Genomic DNA, 18987 nt, shown 5'->3' with positions numbered 1-18987 from the left:
AAAATCCTCTATTTTTCTGGTAGGTTGCGAGAAAGATGACTTCGATAGCTGAATACAGCATCGTTTTTGCTGATTAGAAAACGCATTTTAAAAATATTGGTTACCAATAAATTATCAATGGTGAAGTGAAATTAGATTAAGAAAAAAATTTATTAAATAGTTAGAAAAAACCTAAACAGATGTCCAATGAAAAAAGACGAAATACACTAGGTATTTCGTCTTTTTAACTTGTATTCTATTATTGAATAGCCCGCTCCGCATTCCAAGCAGTGCCTTCATCTTTCCAGCCGAGACTAACTAAGTTGTTTTTCTCACCAGAATTAGTTGTGTAGACATGGCTATCTTGGCTTCCAATAGCGTTCGGATTGTAGACCCGATAGACTGGAACATTACCGCCTGAATTCCATGATACGCCTTCACTTTCCCAGCCAATTGTTGTTAACCAAGTATTTTCTTGGGAGCTTAAAGTGTAGAAATGACGACCATTATTAGGATTGTATAAACGATAAGTTGTGTCACCAGCGGTTGGTGCAGCCCACGCGACACCTTCATACGTCCAGCCAATATTTTGTAAGTTGGTGGCTTCAGCTAAATCTTGGGTGTAATGGTGATTGCCTTCGTTTGCGTTGTACAGTCTAAACACATATTTTTCGTTGGCTTGTTGACCATCTAAACCTGGTACTTTTTGGACACCGTCACTTAAAATTCTTTTGGCAAAATCAGGTTTATACCAAGTAATTTGGCCAACTTTGACATTTTGATCTGGTCCCGGGGAATAAATATATTGTCCGTTGCCAATAAAAATAGCGACATTGTTAGAATTTCCTTTTGTTCCCCAAAATAATAAGTCACCTGGTTGTAAAGCATTCATGCTAACGTCTTTGCCTAGTCGCTCTTGGGAAGTACTTGGGGCAGGGACGGTCATATTCACTGCATTTTTAAATACATATTGTACCAATCCTGAAGCGTCAAAAGCACTTGGTCCAGCGGCACCCCAACCAAATGGTTTGCCGACTTGGGCTTGTGCTAAGTTGACTACTTTTTGTTGCTCAGTCAAAGCAGCAGTGTCAGCAAAAGTTTGAATTGTCTGTGCTGAAGCGATATTTGGCGTAGCCATCACTGCTTCAAATTGAGCCAATGTATAGCCAGCATCCAACGCTGCTTGTTTTTCTTTTTGATACGCACTTTGATCTTCTGTAAGTTGGATCTGTGAATCATCTTCATTGATTTCTGAGGCAAACACTTTTGTCCCAGTAACTTGTAATCCCACCAAACACAAACCAAGCGCTAAACCTGTTTTAATTCCTAATTTCATAAATACTCCTTCTCTCCTGATTAATAACTTACATTGTACACTAGACCACCGAATATTTTAATAACGAGCTTTAAATTAAGAAGTAAAAATAAGCATAGACGCATAAAAATAATATCAGCTAGTCTGTTCCAGGATAATAATAGAATAACTTATTCCAGAAGAACTTATATTAAATCCCATCGAAGCGCCAGATGGACTTCTAGGTTCAGCCGTTCTTCTAATTTTCCTCGATTTGTAGCTTCTATAAAATTCTCAGCAAATAAATCTTTTTACAGACTATTTTCAAAAATTTGATTTTTTAAATACTTTTATGGTGATATGATTGAGTTGTATTCCAGCGGATCTTTATTTATTAGAAAGAGTTTTAAAGCATTCACAAAAAAAGGAGGAGAAAGAATGAATATTTTAAATAAAAATGACATTCAAAAAGTTTTTTCAATAGCTGATTGTATTCCAATAGTGGAAGAGGCTTTTCAGTACTATTATGAAGGGAAAGTAGACGTTCCTTTAAGAACACAAATAACAACCGGAACAGGGAAGGGAACTTTTTTATGCATGCCTGCATATAGCGAAGAATATGATGCTTCTTGTGTCAAAGTCTTGAATATGTTTCCCGAAAATATTAATCAAGGTCTGCCTTCAATTAACGCCCAAATTTTAGTAATGAATACAAAAACGGGTGGTTTTGAAGCTTTGCTTGATGGTAATTATGTAACACAATTACGTACTGGAGCCGCAACCGGTGTAGCCATCAAACATTTGGCACGTAAAGATGCAAAAATCGGTGCCTTAATCGGTACGGGTGGTCAGGCGCAGACACAACTTGAAGCTATGCTTGTTGCTGCAAATTTATCAGAAATCAGAGTAAGTGATTTAAATTTTGAAAGAGCCCTACAATTTGTTGAAAAAATGACAACAGAATTGCAAACCACTGTAATGATTAAAGCAGTCGAAAATTCAGATCTTGCGATTGAACATGCTGATATTATCGTCACAGTAACGCCTTCGACAGTTCCGGTGTTTGATGGGGAGAAAGTAAAAAAAGGGGCACTAGTTTCTGGGGTGGGTTCTTATCAACCGCATCTGCAAGAAATACCGGCAAGTCTAGTAAAAAAAGCCGACAAAATCTTTTTTGATTCCGAAGAGGCGGTTCTTTCGGAGTCAGGGGATCTATTAATTCCTCTTAAAGAAGGAACAATTACCGATGAAGCTTTTACTGGCGATATTGGGGCTGTTATAAAAGGAGAATTAATCGGGCGCGAAAACGACGAGGAGATTATTTTCTTTAAAACGGTGGGAATAGCGGCACAAGATTTGTTTGCGGCTCAGGCAATATCTCAAAGAATGAAAAAATCTTAGAAAAAAGAAAGTACGTATTAGAAAATTTTGATGATATTCGCAAAATGATTATCTTAAAATTGCAGAGACACATTATATTTCGTCTGAACCAGTGACCGCTAATATAATGGGATTTAATCATTTAACGTTAAACCCAAAAATTCGTAATTAAAATTAATACTCGAAAAAAGATCACATCTGAGAAGGCAATCTTTAAAATTGTCATTGGATGGATCTTTTTTTAGATTAATTATGCTGGAAAATCGTTTTTACGCTTGAAAAAAATATTCTATTGTATAATTACTAAATAAAAAAGGGGAGAGAAAGATGAATTTTTACGGAATTGACTATTTAAAATCACAGTCAAACATTAATGATTACTTCAAGTATATTTTGATTTTTGGTTCACTGTTTTTCTTAGTGATTGTTTTTTCTTTGTATTTAAGACATCGGATTCAGACGAAATACCGTGACTTAAGTATTATTTTTCTGTTGTTGTTAATTTTTGCTTCAGGGGTGCAGTTTTCTGATTATCAGTCAAATCAAGCAAAACATTCCCAGTCCTCACAGATGGTGAATGTAGTCCAAGATATTTCAAAAGAGAATGACATTTCGAGTAAAGAGATCTTTGTCAATGCGACCCAACTAACTGACGGAATCATTGTCAAAATAAAGAAAAATTATTATCAAGTCAATCTAAGTGCCGATCAAAGTTCTTATACCTTGACGAAAGCACACTTGATGAATCCTAGTATCGTGATCAATAAATAGGAGGTAAAAGAATGCAATTATATAATCCAATTATTTTAAAATTTGCTTTAGGAATTATTTGTCTGATCATTCAAATTAACGTAATGGGAAAAGGCAATTTGGCACCTTCATCAGCGATGGATCAAGTTCAAAATTATGTGTTGGGGGGTATTATCGGTGGTGTGATTTACAACGATTCCATCACTGTTTTACAATTCGTGCTAGTTTTGATAATTTGGACACTGCTAGTTTTAATTTTGAAATTTGCCAAGGATCATAATCGCTATGTGAAACTAATTATTGATGGTCGTCCGATTACCTTGATTCAAGATGGTAAAATTGATGTTAATGAATGTCTAAAAAGTGGTATTTCTGCTAATGAATTGATGTTCAAATTAAGGGCAAATGGCATTTACGAAGTGCAAAATGTCAAACGGGCGATTTTAGAACAAAATGGTCAGCTGACCTTAATTGAATTTGGTGATGAAAATATCAAATATCCGATTATTGTCGATGGTCAATCAAATAAAGATGTTTTGGAACTTATTAGCCAAGACGAAAGTTGGTTGGAAGAACAGGTCCATGCCCAAGGGTTTGAAAAAATTAGTGAAGTTTATTTAGGGGAATATTTATCAGGGAAATTAAATTTATATGGTTACCAGCAATAATTAAAATCTTGATGTTAAAGTAAATTGACAAATTGTAAACCAAGGTTGCTTGTGGCATTTCGCTATTTGAGCTACATTTTTCTTATAGAAAAGAGGGGGGAGCGAAAATGAAATTCCACGAAAAATTATTGGCTCTGAGAAAACAAAAAGGTTTGTCACAAGAAGAACTTGGCATGGAACTGCAAGTATCCAGACAAACCATTTCCAAATGGGAAGCCGGACAATCCTATCCTGATTTCACTAAACTAGTCTTACTGAGCGATTTTTTTAATCTGTCCCTTGATGAACTGGTAAAAGATATTGATGTACAAGAAGTGCGAGAGAAAAATTTTACTGATGAAAAAGTCGCAGAAATGTATTTAGATTATGAAAAAGGTAAAAGCGGCTTAAAAAAAATCTGGCGAGTGGCGATTATTTTAGGATTTGTGATTTTTGGCATCGCTATTTTAGCCCTGATTTTACATTTTATTTTTCCTGATCTAAGTTTCTTTTGGCAGCGGAAGTAAAAGTTACAATTATTAGTTTTATCAGTCAAAAACTAAAAATCCGTCTTTGCATGTGTTTTAACATCCTGTATCATAGAAAACAACAAACAAAAAAGGAGCAATTCACATGACAGAACAAGACTATTTCAATTTATCGAAATCAGGAAAAATGTATGATGACACGAACAAAGTATTTCTAGAAGCCCGCGGCAAAGCAGTTAAAATTACCAAAGAATACAATGCTTTGTATGGTGAAGATGAAGAAAAGAGAAGTCGATTGCTCAAAGATTTGTTAGGATCTGTGGACGAAGATGCTTTTTTTGAACCAGACTTTCGTTGTGAATTTGGTAGTAATATCCATTTAGGCAAGAAATTTTATGCTAACTTTGATTGTATTTTGCTTGATGGTGCAGATATTTATATTGGCGATCATGTGCTTTTCGGACCACGAGTAGGTATTTTCACTACCAATCACGCAATTGATCCACAAGAAAGAGCGTTGGGAGGATGTTATTCTAAATCGGTTTCTATTGGAGATAATGTTTGGTTAGGCGCAAATGTAGTAGTGAATCAAGGTGTAGAAATTGGCGAAAATACAATTATCGGCTCTGGTAGCGTAGTTACTAAAAGTATTCCAGCCAACGTAATTGCAGTAGGAAATCCTTGTAAAGTTTTACGAGCGATCACTGAAGCTGATAAGACAAATTATCTTCAAAAAATGAATTAGTTATTTTAATAGATCATTTTTTTTACAAAAATTATAAATAAAAGAAATCAAAGTCACCTTTAAGGAGTGGATTTTGATTTTTTTTAGTATTGTCATAAAAGAAATTGATTATGGCGAAAAAGCAAAGTGGGACGAACGTCAAATAATTTTTCCAATCCTATGGGTAAAATATGAATGCTAAACAAGGAAAAAGTGACAAAAATAAATGAACAACGAAAACTGTGATAATAGAGAATCCAAATTAAATATTATAGCAAAACAGATAATTCAATGGCTAACATTAAAAGTACACATCATAATAAGTTAGGAAAGAAAAATTGAAACTGATAGTTTTTCATGAAAATCTGCAGATATGTTATCTAGATTTTTCTACAACTTTCAGACTTATGAGAGAAGAAAAGAACCAAATTAAAAATTTTACTTGTAAAATAAATGAGTTGTTGATAAAATAAACCGATCGGTCGGTTTTAAAATATTATAAACCAACTGGTCAGTTTTTAAAACGTGTCTTAGGAGGAAATAGATGAAAATACTAGAAGGAAGTCATATTAGAAGAACTTATGGAACAGGAAAAACGAGTTTTGATGCTTTAAAAGATGTGAGTTTGACGATTGATAAAGGGGAAACGGTAGCAATTGTCGGGAAAAGTGGTTCAGGAAAATCCTCGTTGATGCACATTTTAGCTTTGTTAGATAATCAAACTAGTGGCAACTTAACGATCCTTGGTAAAGATACAAAAAAATTAAAAGAAAGCGAGTTGGTTCAATTAAGAAATCAATCATTTGGTTTTATTTTCCAGCAATTTTTTATGAATCCAAAAGATACAGTGCTGCAAAATGTGTTGCTACCTTTAAAAGTAGGAGGGGTTCCAGCTAAAATTCGAAATGAAAAAGCCGAACAGGCATTAGCATCGGTCGGGTTAAAAGACAAGCTAAAAAATAAAGCCAATGATTTATCTGGTGGACAAAAACAGCGTGTTTGTATTGCAAGAGCACTTGTGAATGACCCAGCAATTATTTTTGCTGATGAACCAACAGGTAATTTGGATTCTGCCACAGGAGAAAAGATTGAGTCACTACTATTTCAATTAAACCGAGAAAAAGGTATTACTTTGATTATTGTTACTCATGACTTAGATTTGGCAGCTCGTTGTGACCGTCAAATTTATGTAAAAGATGGCTTAATTCTGGAGGAGAAATAAATGAAATTAATTGATATTTTTAAAACTGCGAGTTCTAATCTTTGGAGAAATAAAGGTAGGACGATTCTGACAATTGTTGCGATCTTTGTTGGGGCGTTTACAATTGCCTTAACAACAGGCGTCAACCAAGGGGTGAGTAATTACATTGATAAACAGATTGGTAGTGTCGGTGGGGATAATCAACTAATGATTATGCCTGAATCTTTGAATGAAAATTTTACTATGAGTACTTCTCCAAAAGAGTACGATCCTGAAAAAAATGACAGTCAAGATGGGGACATGATTACTGAAAAGAAAATTCGTTCAATTGAAAAAATCAAGGATATTAAAAGTGTGGAGCCATTTACTTATTTGACGGCTGATTACATTAAAGGGTCAGCAAATCAAAAATATGCTTTAAATGTAGCGGGTCCTAGTAATTTAACCATTGCTCTCGCTGAAGGACGTGGCGTGAAAAAAAGCAGTAACACTTTTGAGATTGTTTTGGCTCAAGAATATGTAAAATCATTAGGTTTCAAAAACAATCAAGCAGCAGTTGGGAAAACGGTGGAAATTGCAGCTACGAATAAAGCTTCAGGAAAACAAGAAATCGTTACAGCAAAAGTTGTGGGGGTGCGAGCAGCTAGTTTAATTCAAGGAGGACAATCAATTGTTAGTCGCGGTTTAGAAGAAAAAATTGTTGAAATAAATGAAGCTGGTTTACCTGATAGTATAAGAAATCAATATCAAATGGTTTATGCAACCTTACCAGATAATATTAGTGATGAAAAAATAGCGACTATCCAAAATGACCTAAAGAAAATTGGATTAGACGGTATGACTGTGGAAGACCAAATCGGTACGATTCAGCAAGTAGTCAGTGCAGTGACAGGTATTTTGACTTTATTTGGTGGCATCGCCTTGATTGCTGCAAGTTTTGGGATTATTAACACGCTGTATATGTCAGTCCAAGATCGAACAAGAGAAATTGGTTTGATGAAAGCGGTAGGATTAAAACGTTCAAAAGTATTTTTAACATTTAGTTTTGAAGCTTTATTGATCGGTTTTTGGGGAGCATTAATTGGGATTGGTTGTGCCATGGGATTAGGTAGTCTCATTAATAATATTGCTAGACAGTCCTTTTTGTCTGGAATGACAGGCTTTAGTTTGGTAGAGTTTCCATTATCAAGTATGGTGATTATCCTGCTGATTATTATGTTTATAGCCTTTTTAGCTGGAACATTGCCGGCAAACCGGGCGGCAAAATTAAATCCGATTAATGCTTTGAGATATGAATAGAGTATATTAACCGATTCGACTATTTTTGCGGAGCTATTAAATATTGTTGTAAAAAAGATTCCAACTGTATTAGAATAAAAAGGATTTGAATATTAAAACAACAAGATGTTTAAATAAATGTGAGGTATTTATGGAAACTAAAAATAGCAAGTCAGAAAAAAAGAAAGAGTTTATTTTACAAAAAGCAAAAGAGCAGTTTATTCAGAATGGCTATAACAATACATCAATGCAAGACCTAGTAACGTATATCGGTGTGAGTAAAGGGAGTATTTATTACTACTTCAGTGGCAAAGAAGCATTATTTTTTGAAATCTATAAAGAGAATACTCTTCAATGGATTGATGAATGGAAAAAAGTTGAAAAAACAACCTCTTCTTTTGAAGATAAAATCCAAAAGTTGACCGAACATTTTGTCTCAAGTTATGGAAATCCATTAAAAAAGATTTCGGAAGAATTTTTATTAGGTAGACAAGATGTCAATGACGAATTCTTTGTTAAAATGGTCAATTTAGTTAGAGAACCACAAAAATTATACGATCAAACTTTTGAAGAGGGAATTTCTTCAGGAGCTCTTCCTGCAGGAGATGCTAAAGAATGGGCAGCAATTTATGCAGCTTTGATGGATGGCTTAGCTACTTTGCATTTTGAAAAAGATTTGACTGAGGTAAAAAAGATTTATCAAAGAAGTGTGTCCTACTTAATTGCAGGAATAAAAGCAGAAGCTTAGAGGAAAAATAAAAGAAAACATCTATCCATTTAACGACAATTTAAAAATTGTCGTTTTTTTGTATATTTTAGCAAAAAATTATCGATTAATAGACTAATTGCCTAGAACAATCTCGAACCATAGTCCCGTGTGGATCGATTGGTTCCTCTCTAAAATAAAGTTATCGAAACAATTTTGAAATGAGGGGAACAAGATGAAATATAAAAACGGTTACCAACTTCTTTATCTGGCACAATTTATTTTTCCATTTTTTGTGGTAGTCGCCCACGTTGGCAGTTTGACCAGTAATCCCGAACTGCATTTTTTATTGAAAAACATTTTATGTCGGGTGGTTGTGCCTTTTTATTGTGTAAGTAATGCCTTTTTTTATGCGCAAAAGGATTCAGTTGGCAAGAAAATGTGGTTGCGGAAGAATATTCAAGTGTATTTATTGTGGTCGTTGATTTATTTGCCATTTGGAATTCAGTTTATTCAAGACTATGTCAATTTGCCTTTAGCATTATATCCTGTGGGGGTGCTTGTTGGTCTGGTATATACAGGAACTTTTTATCATCTTTGGTATTTCCCAGCGATATTTTTTGGAGTAGTAATTGTAGATAAACTGATTCATAAGTGGGGATATGGTAAGGTTTTTAGCGGAATGCTAGTCTTATACGCAATTGGTGCTAGTGAAACTTATTCTGCTTATTTGGTAAAAACGGGCTTTGGTCACTGGATGAATAGTTATTTTAGTGTTTTTCTAACTACTCGAAATGGATTGTTTTTTACAGCGATTTTTGTCTTAATTGGCTATTATTTAGCGGAAAACCATCAACGTTTGCTAGTTGATTCAGAGAAAAAATATCGTGGACTGATATTAAGTAGCCTTCTTTTATTAATTGAAGGGACGATAATTTTTCTCCATCAAGGAAAAGATGTGAATTTTTATTTTGCCTTGCTTCCTTTTAGTTTCTATTTTTTCTTAGTATTATTAAGTTATCACGGCAAAGCAGATTTTAAGCATTTAAGAAAGTACGGGCAAGGTATTTATTTCTTTCATATGATACCGATTCAGTTATTCAATATTTTTGTCTCTACAAGTGGATTGACTTCAGCTGAAACCGGCTGGATTCGTTGGATATTAGGTGTAGGGATTTCGCTGATAGTTATTTTACTTGTTGATGTGTTCAAAAAAGTGCGGGTCAGTGATAAATCAGTACCGCAACTTTATGAACGCAGCCTTTAATTTTTATATAAATCAGCTAACTGGTTGATTCTTTTTTTGATTTCGTTGCGTACTTGCAGAGGTTCAATACATTCACAATGACTGCCAAAACTAAACAGGATATTATAGTAGAAATCATTTTCGATAAAAGGAAAATTTACTAGATAATGATCTTCACCGTCTAAGGAAAAATTTTCAATCGGACAATACTCTAACACTTGGTCCATCACTGATCGGTGGATTCGCAGCTTGATAGTTGTTTGAAGGGTAGACAAAATGTCAGTAAAATCTAATACAGGATTTTGATAATTCTTTGGTGTAAAAGATTGTTCGGATACTTTTAAGTTAGACATTCGTACGATTTTAAACAATCGGTAATCATTTCTTTTTAAACAATAGCCTTGCCAATACCAATGATTTCCTTTTAAAACTAATTGATAAGGTTCAGCTGTGCGATTAGTTTTATTTCCGTGGCGGTCAATATAATCAAAGGAAAGTTTTCTGTTTTCTGTCAAAGCTTGTTGGATTATTTTTAGATCTGCTTGAATATTTGGATTAACCATCCAAGGGCTTAAATCAATCTGAATTTGATTTGTGCGTAATTCAATTTCTTGGGCGTGGTCAGCTGGAATGAAGCTTTTGATTTTTGCCAATGTATGCGCTAATGAGTCTTGATGCAGCATATTAGAAAAACTCGAAAGGCCTGTCAAGATTGCTGAAATATCTGAAGAGGACAATACTTTATTATCTAGCTTATAATTTTCCATTATTTCAAAGCCGCCACCGACACCAGGAGTTGAACGAATTGGGATACCAGCCAAATTTATCGCGTCAATATCGCGGTAAATAGTGCGGGGAGACACTTCAAACGTTTCCGCTAATTCCTGCGCACTGATTCGTTTCTTATCTAATAAAAGCATAATAATACTCACTAAGCGATTTACCTTCATTTTTTCACATCTTTTCAAAATTCTTTTCCATTTATTTTAGATTGTTGCCATACTGCTGTCAACAATTCCTTAGTATACTAAAAGGGTAATTGGGATGGACGACAAAAAAATGGAGGAAACAAATGCGAATAATTTATGTTTATTTATTAGATACATTAGCTGATTGGGAATTAGGTCATATCACAGCAGAGTTAAATTCGAAAAGATTTTTAAAAAAGGACGCTGCAGAAATCACTCTTAAAACAGTCAGTTATAACAAAGAGTCGATTAGAACGATGGGAGGAATGAGAATTACCCCTGATTGTTCCATTGAAGATATAGTAGTAGAAGAAAAAAATCTATTATTGTTGCCGGGCGCTGATACTTGGGGTGATGGAAAGCATCAAGCAATAATAGAAAAAGCCAATCGCTTTCTTTCTGAAGGTGCTGGTGTCGCGGCGATTTGTGGTGCAACAGTTGCGCTAGCCAACTTTGGAATGTTGGACCATCGTCTTCATACTAGTAATGGCTCAGGATTTTTAGAAATGTTTTGCCTGAATTATCAAGGCTCAAAAAATTATGTCGATCAGCCTGCTGTGTCAGCAGACAACCTAATCACCGCGAGTGCAACAGGTAATTTATTATGGACTAAAGAAATTATTGCTTATCTGGATGTTTTTGAATTGGATACGTTGACGGCTTGGTATAATTATTTTGAGACTGGTGAAGCTGGATTCTTTTATCAATTGATGGAAAGTTTACCAGAAAAAGAAATTAATTAAATTGAAGGAAAAAATGAGAAGTCTCAGTTGTCATGAATTAGACAGTTGTGGCTTTTTAGTTGATTCCAAATAGTAACAGCGGCTCATATGTTTAAAAAAAATTAAACAATCAGCGGTTTTTGACGAAAAAACTTGCCTTGAAGTAGACTCCATAGTCTAGTCTTGAGACATCAAATATGGAAAGCAGGTCCTTTATGAAAAAAATGTTGAGTGTACTATTTATTGGCGTTGGATTGCTAACTTTGGCAGCTTGCGGTAATAACGATGAAAATGCAGCATCAGATAATAATCAAAATTCAGTCGCAGCCAATGATAATTTAACTGAAAAATTTGGCAAATCATTAGTTGTTTATTTTTCTCAACCAGAGACAACCGACCCTAATAATCTAACAACCGAAGAAGAAAACAGCGCTATAATAGTGGATGACGAAGTACTTGGGAATGTCCAATATGTTGGTATGCAAATCCAAGATCAAACCGAAGCCGATATTTTCAGAATTGAACCAGAAACTCCTTATACCACGGATCATGATGCGTTAACTGAATTTGCTTCAGAAGAACAATCAAGTAATGCGCGACCAACTTTAAAAGAGTCCGTCGAAAATCTTGACGAATATGATACCATCTTTTTTGGTTATCCAAACTGGTGGGGCGATATGCCGATGATTATGTATAGTTTTTTAGAGGAACATGATTTGGCTGGCAAAACGGTGATTCCATTTAATGTTCATGGTGGTAGCGGTCTTTCTGATACGGTTAACAGTATTACTGAAGAAGCGCCAGATGCAACGATTGTCACTGATGCTTTGACCATCAGTCGTGATGATGTGGATGGTAGTGAAGGCGATGTGACGGATTGGTTAAATAATTTACCTGAAACAAGTAATTAAATATTTTTTCGAGCACTGATTTTTCAGTGTTTTTTTGTTATGGGAAAACTTTCTTCTTGCTCTGGAGTTCACTCCATGGATTATAGTCAGTTTTGTAATTAAGGAAAGAAGGACAGAGAATGCAAGAAACAAGTATAAACAAAAGAAGTGTTATGGTACTACCGATTATTTTATTAAGCTATTTCATGATCTTACTGGATAATTCGATTATTTTTACCGGGACGGTTAAAATTGCTCAGGATTTAGCATTAAATCAAGCCCAATTATCGTGGGTCAGTAATGCTTACTCATTAACTTTCGGTGGTTTATTATTATTAGGTGGCCGTTCGGGAGATTTATTTGGTCGCAGAAAAATGTATAATATCGGATTAGTCATTTTTGCGATTGGCTCATTGTTTGTCGGTTTGGCAGGTAGCCCAGTAGCAATTATTATGGCTCGGGCGTTTCAAGGGATTGGCTCGGCAATTTTAGCACCGACAACATTAGCAATTTTAATGGATAATTTCGAAGGAGAAGAACGGACAAAAGCTGTTGCGGCTTACGGTGCTACAGCAGGAATTGGTTCTTCAGTAGGATTGATTATTGGTGGCGTACTCGCCAGTCAGTTTTCTTGGCGGGATGGTTTTTTTATTAATGTACCGATTAGTATCATCATGTTTATTTTGGCGATGCTGTTTATTGAAGAAAAAGATACGATTGAAGGGAAAATTGATATCTTTGGTTCAATCACTTCTGTTATCGGTATGATTGCTTTAGTGTACAGTATTGTTGGTGAAAGTAATAATATAATCGCGTTAGTGATTGCGTTTGTTTTTATTGGTTTATTTATTCGCCAAGAAGCTAAAACAAGTTCACCGATCATGCCGTTAAGTCTTTTTGCCAATAAAGAACGTTTGGGCGCTTACATTGCCCGTTTTACTTTTTTAGGAGCAATGTTAGCTTTGTGGTTTTTGACACCACAAATGATGCAAAACTATTTGGGCTATTCACCATTAACTTCTGGACTGGCTTTCTTTCCTTTAAGTATCACGATTTTCCTATCTTCATTACAAGTTTCTCGGTTAACTAAAAAATTTGGTAATGGAAAACTAATGGTGATTGGTTTGACAATTGTGGCGCTTGGTATGTTTGGTTTGAGTTTATTTAATGAAAATAGCAATTATTGGATTGGTATCGCCATACCTATGATGATCATTGGGATTGGACAAGGCTTTTCTTTGAGTCCCTTAACCGCATCAGGAATTGCCCATACGACAGCAGATGAAGCTGGTGCTGCTTCAGGCGTGGTGAACATGGTCCATCAAATTGGCGGATCGATTGGTTTATCGGTGGTAATTGCTTTTTCATCAGCAGTTACTAACCCGGTTAGTAGTTTTAGATTACAAATGTTAATCGCAACAATTTTTATAGTTATTTCCTTACTTGCGGCAATTTTCTTTGTTTTACCGCAAAGTAAGAAAAAATAAATAGTTTAATTAATTGAAAAGAGGAAATTATATGTCAGAATCAAAAGTTATCGTTATTACAGGCGCTTCCAGTGGTATTGGTAAAGCAACTGCCGAAATTTTAGCAAAAGATGGTGCACAATTAGTTTTAGCTGCCCGTCGGGAAAACTTATTGCAAGAATTAGTGGCATCAGTAGAATCATTAGGTGGTCAAGCAGTCTACCAAGTTACAGATGTAACGGATGTTAATCAGGTGGAAGCATTAGCTGACTTGGCAATCGAAACCTATGGCAAAATTGATGTTTGGATGAATAATGCCGGCATTATGCCACAATCATTGTTAGCAGATAAACGAATTAAAGATTGGGACAATATGATTGATATTAATATCAAAGGGACTTTGTATGGTATTGGGGCTGCTTTGCCTCACATGACTGAGAAAAAAATGGGACACTTCATTAATATTTCTTCAGTAGCAGGTCATTATGCTCATTCAGGTGGTGCTGTTTATTCAGCTACTAAATGGGCAGTTCGAGCAATTAGTGAATCATTAAGAGAAGAAGTGGCTAGCGATAATATTCGCGTGACTATCGTTTCTCCAGGAGCTATCAATACTGAATTATTAGATTCAGTAACAGATAAAAACTTCCAAAGCAACTTCACTGATTTTTATAATAATTTTGGGATCTCTGCTGATCGTGTAGCTTTAACGATTAAACAAGCGATCGATTTGCCAGCTGATGCTGCTTGGAATGAAATTATTATTCGTCCAACCAAACAAGTACAATAAAAGTTGTTTTAAAGGATTTAAGATCATCTAGAGGGTCTTAAATCCTTTTTTTATAAATAATTAAGTTCGTTTATAAAAAAACGATTAGATAAATTCTTGAGAGTAAATTAAATAAAAAAAGATGGCTTCAATTTTCTAATAGTAAAATTGAAGTCATCTTTTTAATTATTAAATAGTTAAATGGTTTTAAACGTCCATCGTCCGTCCAGCCATCCATTTGATCATTTCTGGATCAGCATGAGAGAAGAACTGACTAGCACCAACGTTTAATGTTGCAATTTGCGCTTTGTCTTCGTCAGTTAATGAAAAATCAAATACAGCTAAGTTTTGTGCCATCCGGTCAGGATTGACTGATTTCGTCAAAACAATCACATCTTGTTCTACTAACCAACGGACAATTACTTGCGCCACAGATTTACCATATTTTTCACCAATTTTTGTTAAAATTTCATTTTTGAAAATCCCATTTTTACCTTCTGCAAAAGGTGCCCAAGCTTCAACCGCAATGCCTTCTGCCTTTAAAGCAGCAATGTTTTCAGTTTGTTGTTGGAAAGGATTAATTTCAATTTGGTTGACTTGCGGGGTCACTTGATTGAATTCTGCTAAATCAACGGCACGGTCGACGCCAAAGTTTGATACGCCAATGGCTTTTGCTTTGCCTTCTGATTGTAATTCTTCCATTGCACGCCATGCACCATAAACATCGTTAAATGGTTGGTGAATCAATAGCAAATCAACATAGTCTAAACCTAAACGTTTTAATGAACGCTCAACTGAAGCGCGGGCCTTTTCGTAAGAAACATTTTCCACCCATACTTTAGTAGTAATGAATAGTTCTTTACGAGTCACGCCAATTTCGGCAATACCCTTTGCAATACCTTTACCGACTGCTTCTTCATTTAAATAAGATTGAGCAGTATCGATGTGACGATAACCAGCTTTGATTGCTTCATAGACTGCATCTTCAGCTTCTTTTGGATCGGTAATTTGGAAGGTACCAAAACCTAAAATTGGGACTTCGACACCATTATTTAATTTAACTGTTTGCATTTATAATTCCTCCAGTGGTTTCTTTATTCTTGTTAAAATGTTTCATTTTCCATAATTCCTCGATTTGATCTTCAGTCATCTTTCCAGAATTAAACAAAGCGATGTGTTCATCATAAGTTTCGATTTTATAAGCTAATAAATCTCTTGTTTGATGGAGTTCTGCCATTTTTTCGTCTAATTCAGTTAATTGATTTTTTAAGATGTCTTTTTGTGCAAGCCGCTCGTCTCCTTGAATTTGTGATAAACGAGCAAATTCAATTAACGATTCGATGGACACACCAGCGTTTCGTAAACTCTTAACGAGAAAAACCCAATTCAAATCTTTCTTTTGAAAATCTCGATAACCTCGCTGGTCACGAGTGACTGGCGGAATCACACCGATTTTTTCATAATAGCGAATCGTGTCTGTGGTTAAGTTGAATAAGTCAGCAACTTCTTTAATGTTCATATTTTCGCCTCCTAATTGAGTTACCTTGAATCATTCAATAAATGAACTATATGCTATGGAGTGAACTTCAAGGCAAGTGAAAAGTTTTGTCATTCTTCTTTTTTATTGTACTTGGAAATTTTCCAAAAGAAAATAAAAAAAAGACTTGCTTTGAAGTGAGCTCCAGACTGTAGACTCAGTTTTATCAACAAACGAAAGGAAGAAATAAATGAAGAAAAAAATTATAACGACCTTATTTCTAGCGCTTAGTGTTACCGTGTTAACAGCTTGTGGCAATAGTGCCAACAACAGTCAGGCAGATGGAGATAGTCAATCTAACAGTAATAATCAATCAATTGAGGGTAATTCATTAGTAGCTTACTTTTCATATTCTGGTAATACCGAAACAATGGCGGAAACGATTGCTGAAAATACAAATTCTGACACTTTTAAAATTGAAACGGCAGAAGCTTATCCAAATGATGTAGATGACACGATAGATGTTGCTCGAGACGAGCAAGATGAAGAAGCCAGACCAGAATTAAAAAATTCTCTAGACAATCTAGACGATTACGATGTGATTTTTTTAGGCTATCCGATTTGGTGGGGAACTTTACCAATGGGCGTTTTTACCTTTTTAGATGAAAATGATTTTAATGGTAAAACAGTTATTCCTTTTGCTACTCATGAAGGTAGTGTTCTAGGAAGTAGCGTTGAAGACATCAGAGAAAATTCAAATGGTGCGACAGTTTTAGATGGTTTGTCGATTCAAGGTTCTGAGATTAATGATTCTGAAGCAGAGGTGATCGACTGGTTGAATCAGTTGAATCTTTCTAATTAAAGGAGAAAATATTGAGTAATAAAATAAAATTTCAAATCTTGATTGACTTAACTATGACCACCTTATTACCTATTTTAATGGCATATTCTCTAGTTGGAGAAGAGCCTCATGAATGGGTTGGCGTGGCAATGTTTGTAGCCTTTTGTTTGCATACTTATTTTAATCGTCAATGGTACAAAGGACTTTCAAAAGGAAAATATAACTTGGTGAGAAAAACCCAAACAACGATGAATTTTTTGTTGGCAACGTTAATGCTACTAATGATTTTTAGTGGCATTGCAATGTCTCGCTATGCTTTTAGTTTTTTATCTTTAAATATTAGCACAAGTCTCCCACGCTTGATTCACTTGGCTGCTTCATATTGGTTCTTTATTTTAACGGCGACTCATCTGGGTATGCATTGGAACAATATGATGGGGATTCCGAAAAAAATTTTTAAAATTAAAGGAAAAAGTCAAAAAAGAAATGTCATTCTTAAAGCTATCACGATAATTATTGTGTTATTAGGAATAAACGGCTTTATATCGCGGAATTTTTTCGGTTACATGTTTTTAAGAACGCAGTATGCTTTTTTTAATTTCATGGAACCATTGGCTCTCTTCTTTTTTGATTACTTGATGATTATGGGATTGTTCGTAGCAGTGGGTCATTATGGTTTTGCCTTTATCCAGAAAAAAGCGAGAAGAAAACGAAAGAAATAATTGCTTTTGAGAAAGGACGATTAGTTTGCGAAAACGACTCTGGAAAGTACAAAAAGGCCATTTATTATTGCAATTAGGTGATACCTTGAGTGAAATTTTGATTGAAAATAACTTTTTTGAAAAAAAACTCAAAAGTTTCTCCATCAAAGCGCCTTTGGTTTTTAATCGAACAGCCGCGCGAAATTATTATTTCTCTGAATCTTTGACTTTAGAAATTCAAGACCAAGAAAAATATTTCTCAACAGAAGGTGACGTTTGTTATTTTCCAGACTGGCAAAGCTTAGCCATCTGCTTAGAAGATGAAGATTTTACTTTAGGTATTCGTCGTTACAAAATTGGCAAAATAAAAGGAGATTATTGTAAAATACAGACTTTAAAAGCCGTTGAAGAAGCCAAACTGTATTGGGAATATGACTTAGATTAGTAATGAAAGGAGCTGACTTATGAAAAAAAAATTTTTTGCGACCTTGATAGGTATCGGTATTTTGGGAATCGCCGTCTATCTGATTGTTGAAAGTAATTCTTCAACTAGGCCTAACAACTCGGAAAGAAATAATACTTCAACTAGCAAGGCGCCCACTAACGAAAACCCTGTGTCTGCAGCTGAACAAGGAAGTTTGGAAGTCTTTAACTATCAAACCAATTATCAAAACGAAAACTATGATAAGGCAGCGCAAGTATATCTACCGGCAGGTTATGACGCATCAGATGACCAACAATACGATATTTTGTATTTACTTCATGGTTATTCGATGGATGCCACCAATTTTTTGACTGATGAAGATGGTGAGGATTCAGGAATTAAACAAATGCTAGATACTTTGATTGCGAATCAGGAAATTGAACCGTTAATTGTTGTTTCACCAACTTATTATCCCGATCGAAGTTTGGTTCCTAATGGCTGGACTGCCGATGATCCACTAAATTTACGCTTTGCCACTGAGGAATTACCAAGTGACTTAGTTCCAGCTATTGAAGAGAATTACCACACGTTTGCCCGCTCAACAGACCAAAAGGATTTAGTGGATTCACGTGATCATCGTGCTTTTGGTGGATTTTCAATGGGTGCAATCACGACTTGGTACGTCTTTGAGCATCAATTAGAATTATTTTCAAATTTTTTACCAATGGCCGGTGATAGCTGGACGATTGAACCAAACGGTGGTGCCAGTGAACCACAAGCAACAGCGGAAAAACTAGCCCAATCAGTAAAAGACAATCAATATACCCAAAGCGATTTCAATATCTATGCAACGGTGGGTGATGCTGACGGCACGCAAGCCTCGATGGATGGCTTGATTGAATCAATGTTCAATCAAAATGAAATCTTTAATTCAACAAATTTAACTTATGGATTGGATCAAAATGGTGGGCATGATTTGGAATCAGTCAGAAATCAGCTCTACACAACTTTAACAAAATTATTTCCAGCAAGATAA

21 protein-coding genes are annotated in these 18987 nt (G+C 35.1%); 17 read left to right on the top strand and 4 right to left on the bottom strand.

What is annotated here, in order from left to right:
- Nucleotides 1–238: 238 nt before the first annotated feature.
- Complete coding sequence (locus ID741_RS16900; RefSeq protein WP_438720890.1) at nucleotides 239–1315, bottom strand: NlpC/P60 family protein; 1077 nt, start codon at nucleotides 1313–1315, stop codon at nucleotides 239–241.
- A gap of 396 nt (nucleotides 1316–1711) precedes the next feature.
- Here ID741_RS16900 and ID741_RS16895 point away from each other — a divergent pair, with 396 nt between their 5' ends.
- From ID741_RS16895 to ID741_RS16855, 9 genes are all read left to right on the top strand, one after another.
- Nucleotides 1712–2674 (top strand): ornithine cyclodeaminase family protein, encoded by a 963-nt coding sequence (locus ID741_RS16895; RefSeq protein ID WP_438720889.1) that lies wholly within the window; start codon nucleotides 1712–1714, stop codon nucleotides 2672–2674.
- Between the two features lie 306 nt (nucleotides 2675–2980).
- Nucleotides 2981–3424: a DUF3290 domain-containing protein gene (locus ID741_RS16890; RefSeq protein WP_438720888.1), complete on the top strand. Its 444-nt coding sequence runs from the start codon at nucleotides 2981–2983 to the stop codon at nucleotides 3422–3424.
- An 11-nt stretch (nucleotides 3425–3435) separates the two neighbouring features.
- Nucleotides 3436–4071 carry a DUF421 domain-containing protein gene (locus ID741_RS16885; protein WP_218325564.1) on the top strand — a complete coding sequence of 212 codons (636 nt, stop codon included), beginning with the start codon at nucleotides 3436–3438 and terminating at the stop codon, nucleotides 4069–4071.
- 107 nt (nucleotides 4072–4178) lie between these two features.
- Complete coding sequence (locus ID741_RS16880) at nucleotides 4179–4577, top strand: helix-turn-helix domain-containing protein (RefSeq protein ID WP_438720887.1); 399 nt, start codon at nucleotides 4179–4181, stop codon at nucleotides 4575–4577.
- Nucleotides 4578–4683: 106 nt separating this feature from the next.
- Complete coding sequence (locus ID741_RS16875) at nucleotides 4684–5283, top strand: sugar O-acetyltransferase (RefSeq protein ID WP_438720886.1); 600 nt, start codon at nucleotides 4684–4686, stop codon at nucleotides 5281–5283.
- Between the two features lie 523 nt (nucleotides 5284–5806).
- The gene (locus ID741_RS16870; protein ID WP_438720884.1) at nucleotides 5807–6484 is read left to right on the top strand and encodes an ABC transporter ATP-binding protein; all 678 of its coding nucleotides are present in this window, start codon (nucleotides 5807–5809) and stop codon (nucleotides 6482–6484) included.
- Nucleotides 6485–7762: an ABC transporter permease gene (locus ID741_RS16865; RefSeq protein WP_438720883.1), complete on the top strand. Its 1278-nt coding sequence runs from the start codon at nucleotides 6485–6487 to the stop codon at nucleotides 7760–7762.
- 130 nt (nucleotides 7763–7892) lie between these two features.
- Nucleotides 7893–8489, top strand: a complete 597-nt coding sequence (locus tag ID741_RS16860) for a TetR/AcrR family transcriptional regulator (protein ID WP_438720882.1) — start codon at nucleotides 7893–7895, stop codon at nucleotides 8487–8489.
- 193 nt (nucleotides 8490–8682) lie between these two features.
- Nucleotides 8683–9714: an acyltransferase family protein gene (locus ID741_RS16855; RefSeq protein ID WP_438720881.1), complete on the top strand. Its 1032-nt coding sequence runs from the start codon at nucleotides 8683–8685 to the stop codon at nucleotides 9712–9714.
- Here ID741_RS16855 and ID741_RS16850 read toward each other — a convergent pair.
- Nucleotides 9711–10643, bottom strand: coding sequence for a helix-turn-helix transcriptional regulator (locus ID741_RS16850; RefSeq protein WP_438720880.1), 933 nt, complete (start codon nucleotides 10641–10643; stop codon nucleotides 9711–9713). The two genes, ID741_RS16855 and ID741_RS16850, sit on opposite strands and share 4 nt — an antisense overlap.
- Nucleotides 10644–10765: 122 nt before the next feature.
- Here ID741_RS16850 and ID741_RS16845 point away from each other — a divergent pair, with 122 nt between their 5' ends.
- The 4 genes from ID741_RS16845 to ID741_RS16830 all read left to right on the top strand — a co-directional run bounded on the left by ID741_RS16845 (nucleotide 10766) and on the right by ID741_RS16830 (nucleotide 14529).
- Nucleotides 10766–11404, top strand: a complete 639-nt coding sequence (locus ID741_RS16845) for a type 1 glutamine amidotransferase family protein (protein WP_438720878.1) — start codon at nucleotides 10766–10768, stop codon at nucleotides 11402–11404.
- Nucleotides 11405–11598: 194 nt separating this feature from the next.
- On the top strand, nucleotides 11599–12294 hold the full coding sequence (locus ID741_RS16840) for a flavodoxin (RefSeq protein ID WP_438720877.1): 696 nt from the start codon (nucleotides 11599–11601) through the stop codon (nucleotides 12292–12294).
- 119 nt (nucleotides 12295–12413) lie between these two features.
- On the top strand, nucleotides 12414–13760 hold the full coding sequence (locus ID741_RS16835) for an MFS transporter (protein ID WP_438720876.1): 1347 nt from the start codon (nucleotides 12414–12416) through the stop codon (nucleotides 13758–13760).
- A gap of 31 nt (nucleotides 13761–13791) precedes the next feature.
- A complete protein-coding gene (locus ID741_RS16830; RefSeq protein WP_438720874.1) occupies nucleotides 13792–14529 on the top strand; it encodes an SDR family oxidoreductase in 738 nt (245 codons plus the stop codon).
- Nucleotides 14530–14715: 186 nt separating this feature from the next.
- On the opposite strand, the gene ID741_RS16825 is transcribed toward ID741_RS16830, so the two are convergent.
- Both ID741_RS16825 and ID741_RS16820 read right to left on the bottom strand, forming a co-directional pair.
- Nucleotides 14716–15579 carry an aldo/keto reductase gene (locus ID741_RS16825; protein ID WP_438720873.1) on the bottom strand — a complete coding sequence of 288 codons (864 nt, stop codon included), beginning with the start codon at nucleotides 15577–15579 and terminating at the stop codon, nucleotides 14716–14718.
- Complete coding sequence (locus tag ID741_RS16820; protein ID WP_438720872.1) at nucleotides 15566–16027, bottom strand: MerR family transcriptional regulator; 462 nt, start codon at nucleotides 16025–16027, stop codon at nucleotides 15566–15568. Before ID741_RS16820 ends, ID741_RS16825 begins: the two co-directional genes overlap by 14 nt.
- Nucleotides 16028–16235: 208 nt before the next feature.
- Between ID741_RS16820 and ID741_RS16815 the strand changes: the two genes are divergently transcribed.
- The 4 genes from ID741_RS16815 to ID741_RS16800 are packed head-to-tail and all read left to right on the top strand — an operon-like array spanning nucleotide 16236 to nucleotide 18987.
- On the top strand, nucleotides 16236–16847 hold the full coding sequence (locus ID741_RS16815; RefSeq protein ID WP_438720871.1) for a flavodoxin: 612 nt from the start codon (nucleotides 16236–16238) through the stop codon (nucleotides 16845–16847).
- Between the two features lie 11 nt (nucleotides 16848–16858).
- Nucleotides 16859–17548: a DUF4405 domain-containing protein gene (locus tag ID741_RS16810; protein ID WP_438720870.1), complete on the top strand. Its 690-nt coding sequence runs from the start codon at nucleotides 16859–16861 to the stop codon at nucleotides 17546–17548.
- Nucleotides 17549–17573: 25 nt separating this feature from the next.
- On the top strand, nucleotides 17574–17972 hold the full coding sequence (locus ID741_RS16805) for a cyclophilin-like fold protein (protein ID WP_438720869.1): 399 nt from the start codon (nucleotides 17574–17576) through the stop codon (nucleotides 17970–17972).
- Nucleotides 17973–17991: 19 nt separating this feature from the next.
- Nucleotides 17992–18987, top strand: a complete 996-nt coding sequence (locus ID741_RS16800; protein WP_438720868.1) for an alpha/beta hydrolase — start codon at nucleotides 17992–17994, stop codon at nucleotides 18985–18987.

The organism is Enterococcus sp. AZ103 (genome assembly GCF_051714685.1).
In the GTDB taxonomy this organism is placed as follows: domain Bacteria; phylum Bacillota; class Bacilli; order Lactobacillales; family Enterococcaceae; genus Enterococcus_A; species Enterococcus_A alishanensis.
The sequence above is the reverse complement of the archived record's forward strand: the minus strand, read 5'-3'. Positions and strand labels throughout refer to the sequence as shown.

Coding starts and splice junctions, on each gene's coding strand:
- ID741_RS16900 (WP_438720890.1), bottom strand. CDS start 1,315: ATGAAATTAGGAATTAAAACAGGTTTAGCGCTTGGTTTGTGTTTGGTG.
- ID741_RS16895 (WP_438720889.1), top strand. CDS start 1,712: ATGAATATTTTAAATAAAAATGACATTCAAAAAGTTTTTTCAATAGCT.
- ID741_RS16890 (WP_438720888.1), top strand. CDS start 2,981: ATGAATTTTTACGGAATTGACTATTTAAAATCACAGTCAAACATTAAT.
- ID741_RS16885 (WP_218325564.1), top strand. CDS start 3,436: ATGCAATTATATAATCCAATTATTTTAAAATTTGCTTTAGGAATTATT.
- ID741_RS16880 (WP_438720887.1), top strand. CDS start 4,179: ATGAAATTCCACGAAAAATTATTGGCTCTGAGAAAACAAAAAGGTTTG.
- ID741_RS16875 (WP_438720886.1), top strand. CDS start 4,684: ATGACAGAACAAGACTATTTCAATTTATCGAAATCAGGAAAAATGTAT.
- ID741_RS16870 (WP_438720884.1), top strand. CDS start 5,807: ATGAAAATACTAGAAGGAAGTCATATTAGAAGAACTTATGGAACAGGA.
- ID741_RS16865 (WP_438720883.1), top strand. CDS start 6,485: ATGAAATTAATTGATATTTTTAAAACTGCGAGTTCTAATCTTTGGAGA.
- ID741_RS16860 (WP_438720882.1), top strand. CDS start 7,893: ATGGAAACTAAAAATAGCAAGTCAGAAAAAAAGAAAGAGTTTATTTTA.
- ID741_RS16855 (WP_438720881.1), top strand. CDS start 8,683: ATGAAATATAAAAACGGTTACCAACTTCTTTATCTGGCACAATTTATT.
- ID741_RS16850 (WP_438720880.1), bottom strand. CDS start 10,643: ATGAAGGTAAATCGCTTAGTGAGTATTATTATGCTTTTATTAGATAAG.
- ID741_RS16845 (WP_438720878.1), top strand. CDS start 10,766: ATGCGAATAATTTATGTTTATTTATTAGATACATTAGCTGATTGGGAA.
- ID741_RS16840 (WP_438720877.1), top strand. CDS start 11,599: ATGAAAAAAATGTTGAGTGTACTATTTATTGGCGTTGGATTGCTAACT.
- ID741_RS16835 (WP_438720876.1), top strand. CDS start 12,414: ATGCAAGAAACAAGTATAAACAAAAGAAGTGTTATGGTACTACCGATT.
- ID741_RS16830 (WP_438720874.1), top strand. CDS start 13,792: ATGTCAGAATCAAAAGTTATCGTTATTACAGGCGCTTCCAGTGGTATT.
- ID741_RS16825 (WP_438720873.1), bottom strand. CDS start 15,579: ATGCAAACAGTTAAATTAAATAATGGTGTCGAAGTCCCAATTTTAGGT.
- ID741_RS16820 (WP_438720872.1), bottom strand. CDS start 16,027: ATGAACATTAAAGAAGTTGCTGACTTATTCAACTTAACCACAGACACG.
- ID741_RS16815 (WP_438720871.1), top strand. CDS start 16,236: ATGAAGAAAAAAATTATAACGACCTTATTTCTAGCGCTTAGTGTTACC.
- ID741_RS16800 (WP_438720868.1), top strand. CDS start 17,992: ATGAAAAAAAAATTTTTTGCGACCTTGATAGGTATCGGTATTTTGGGA.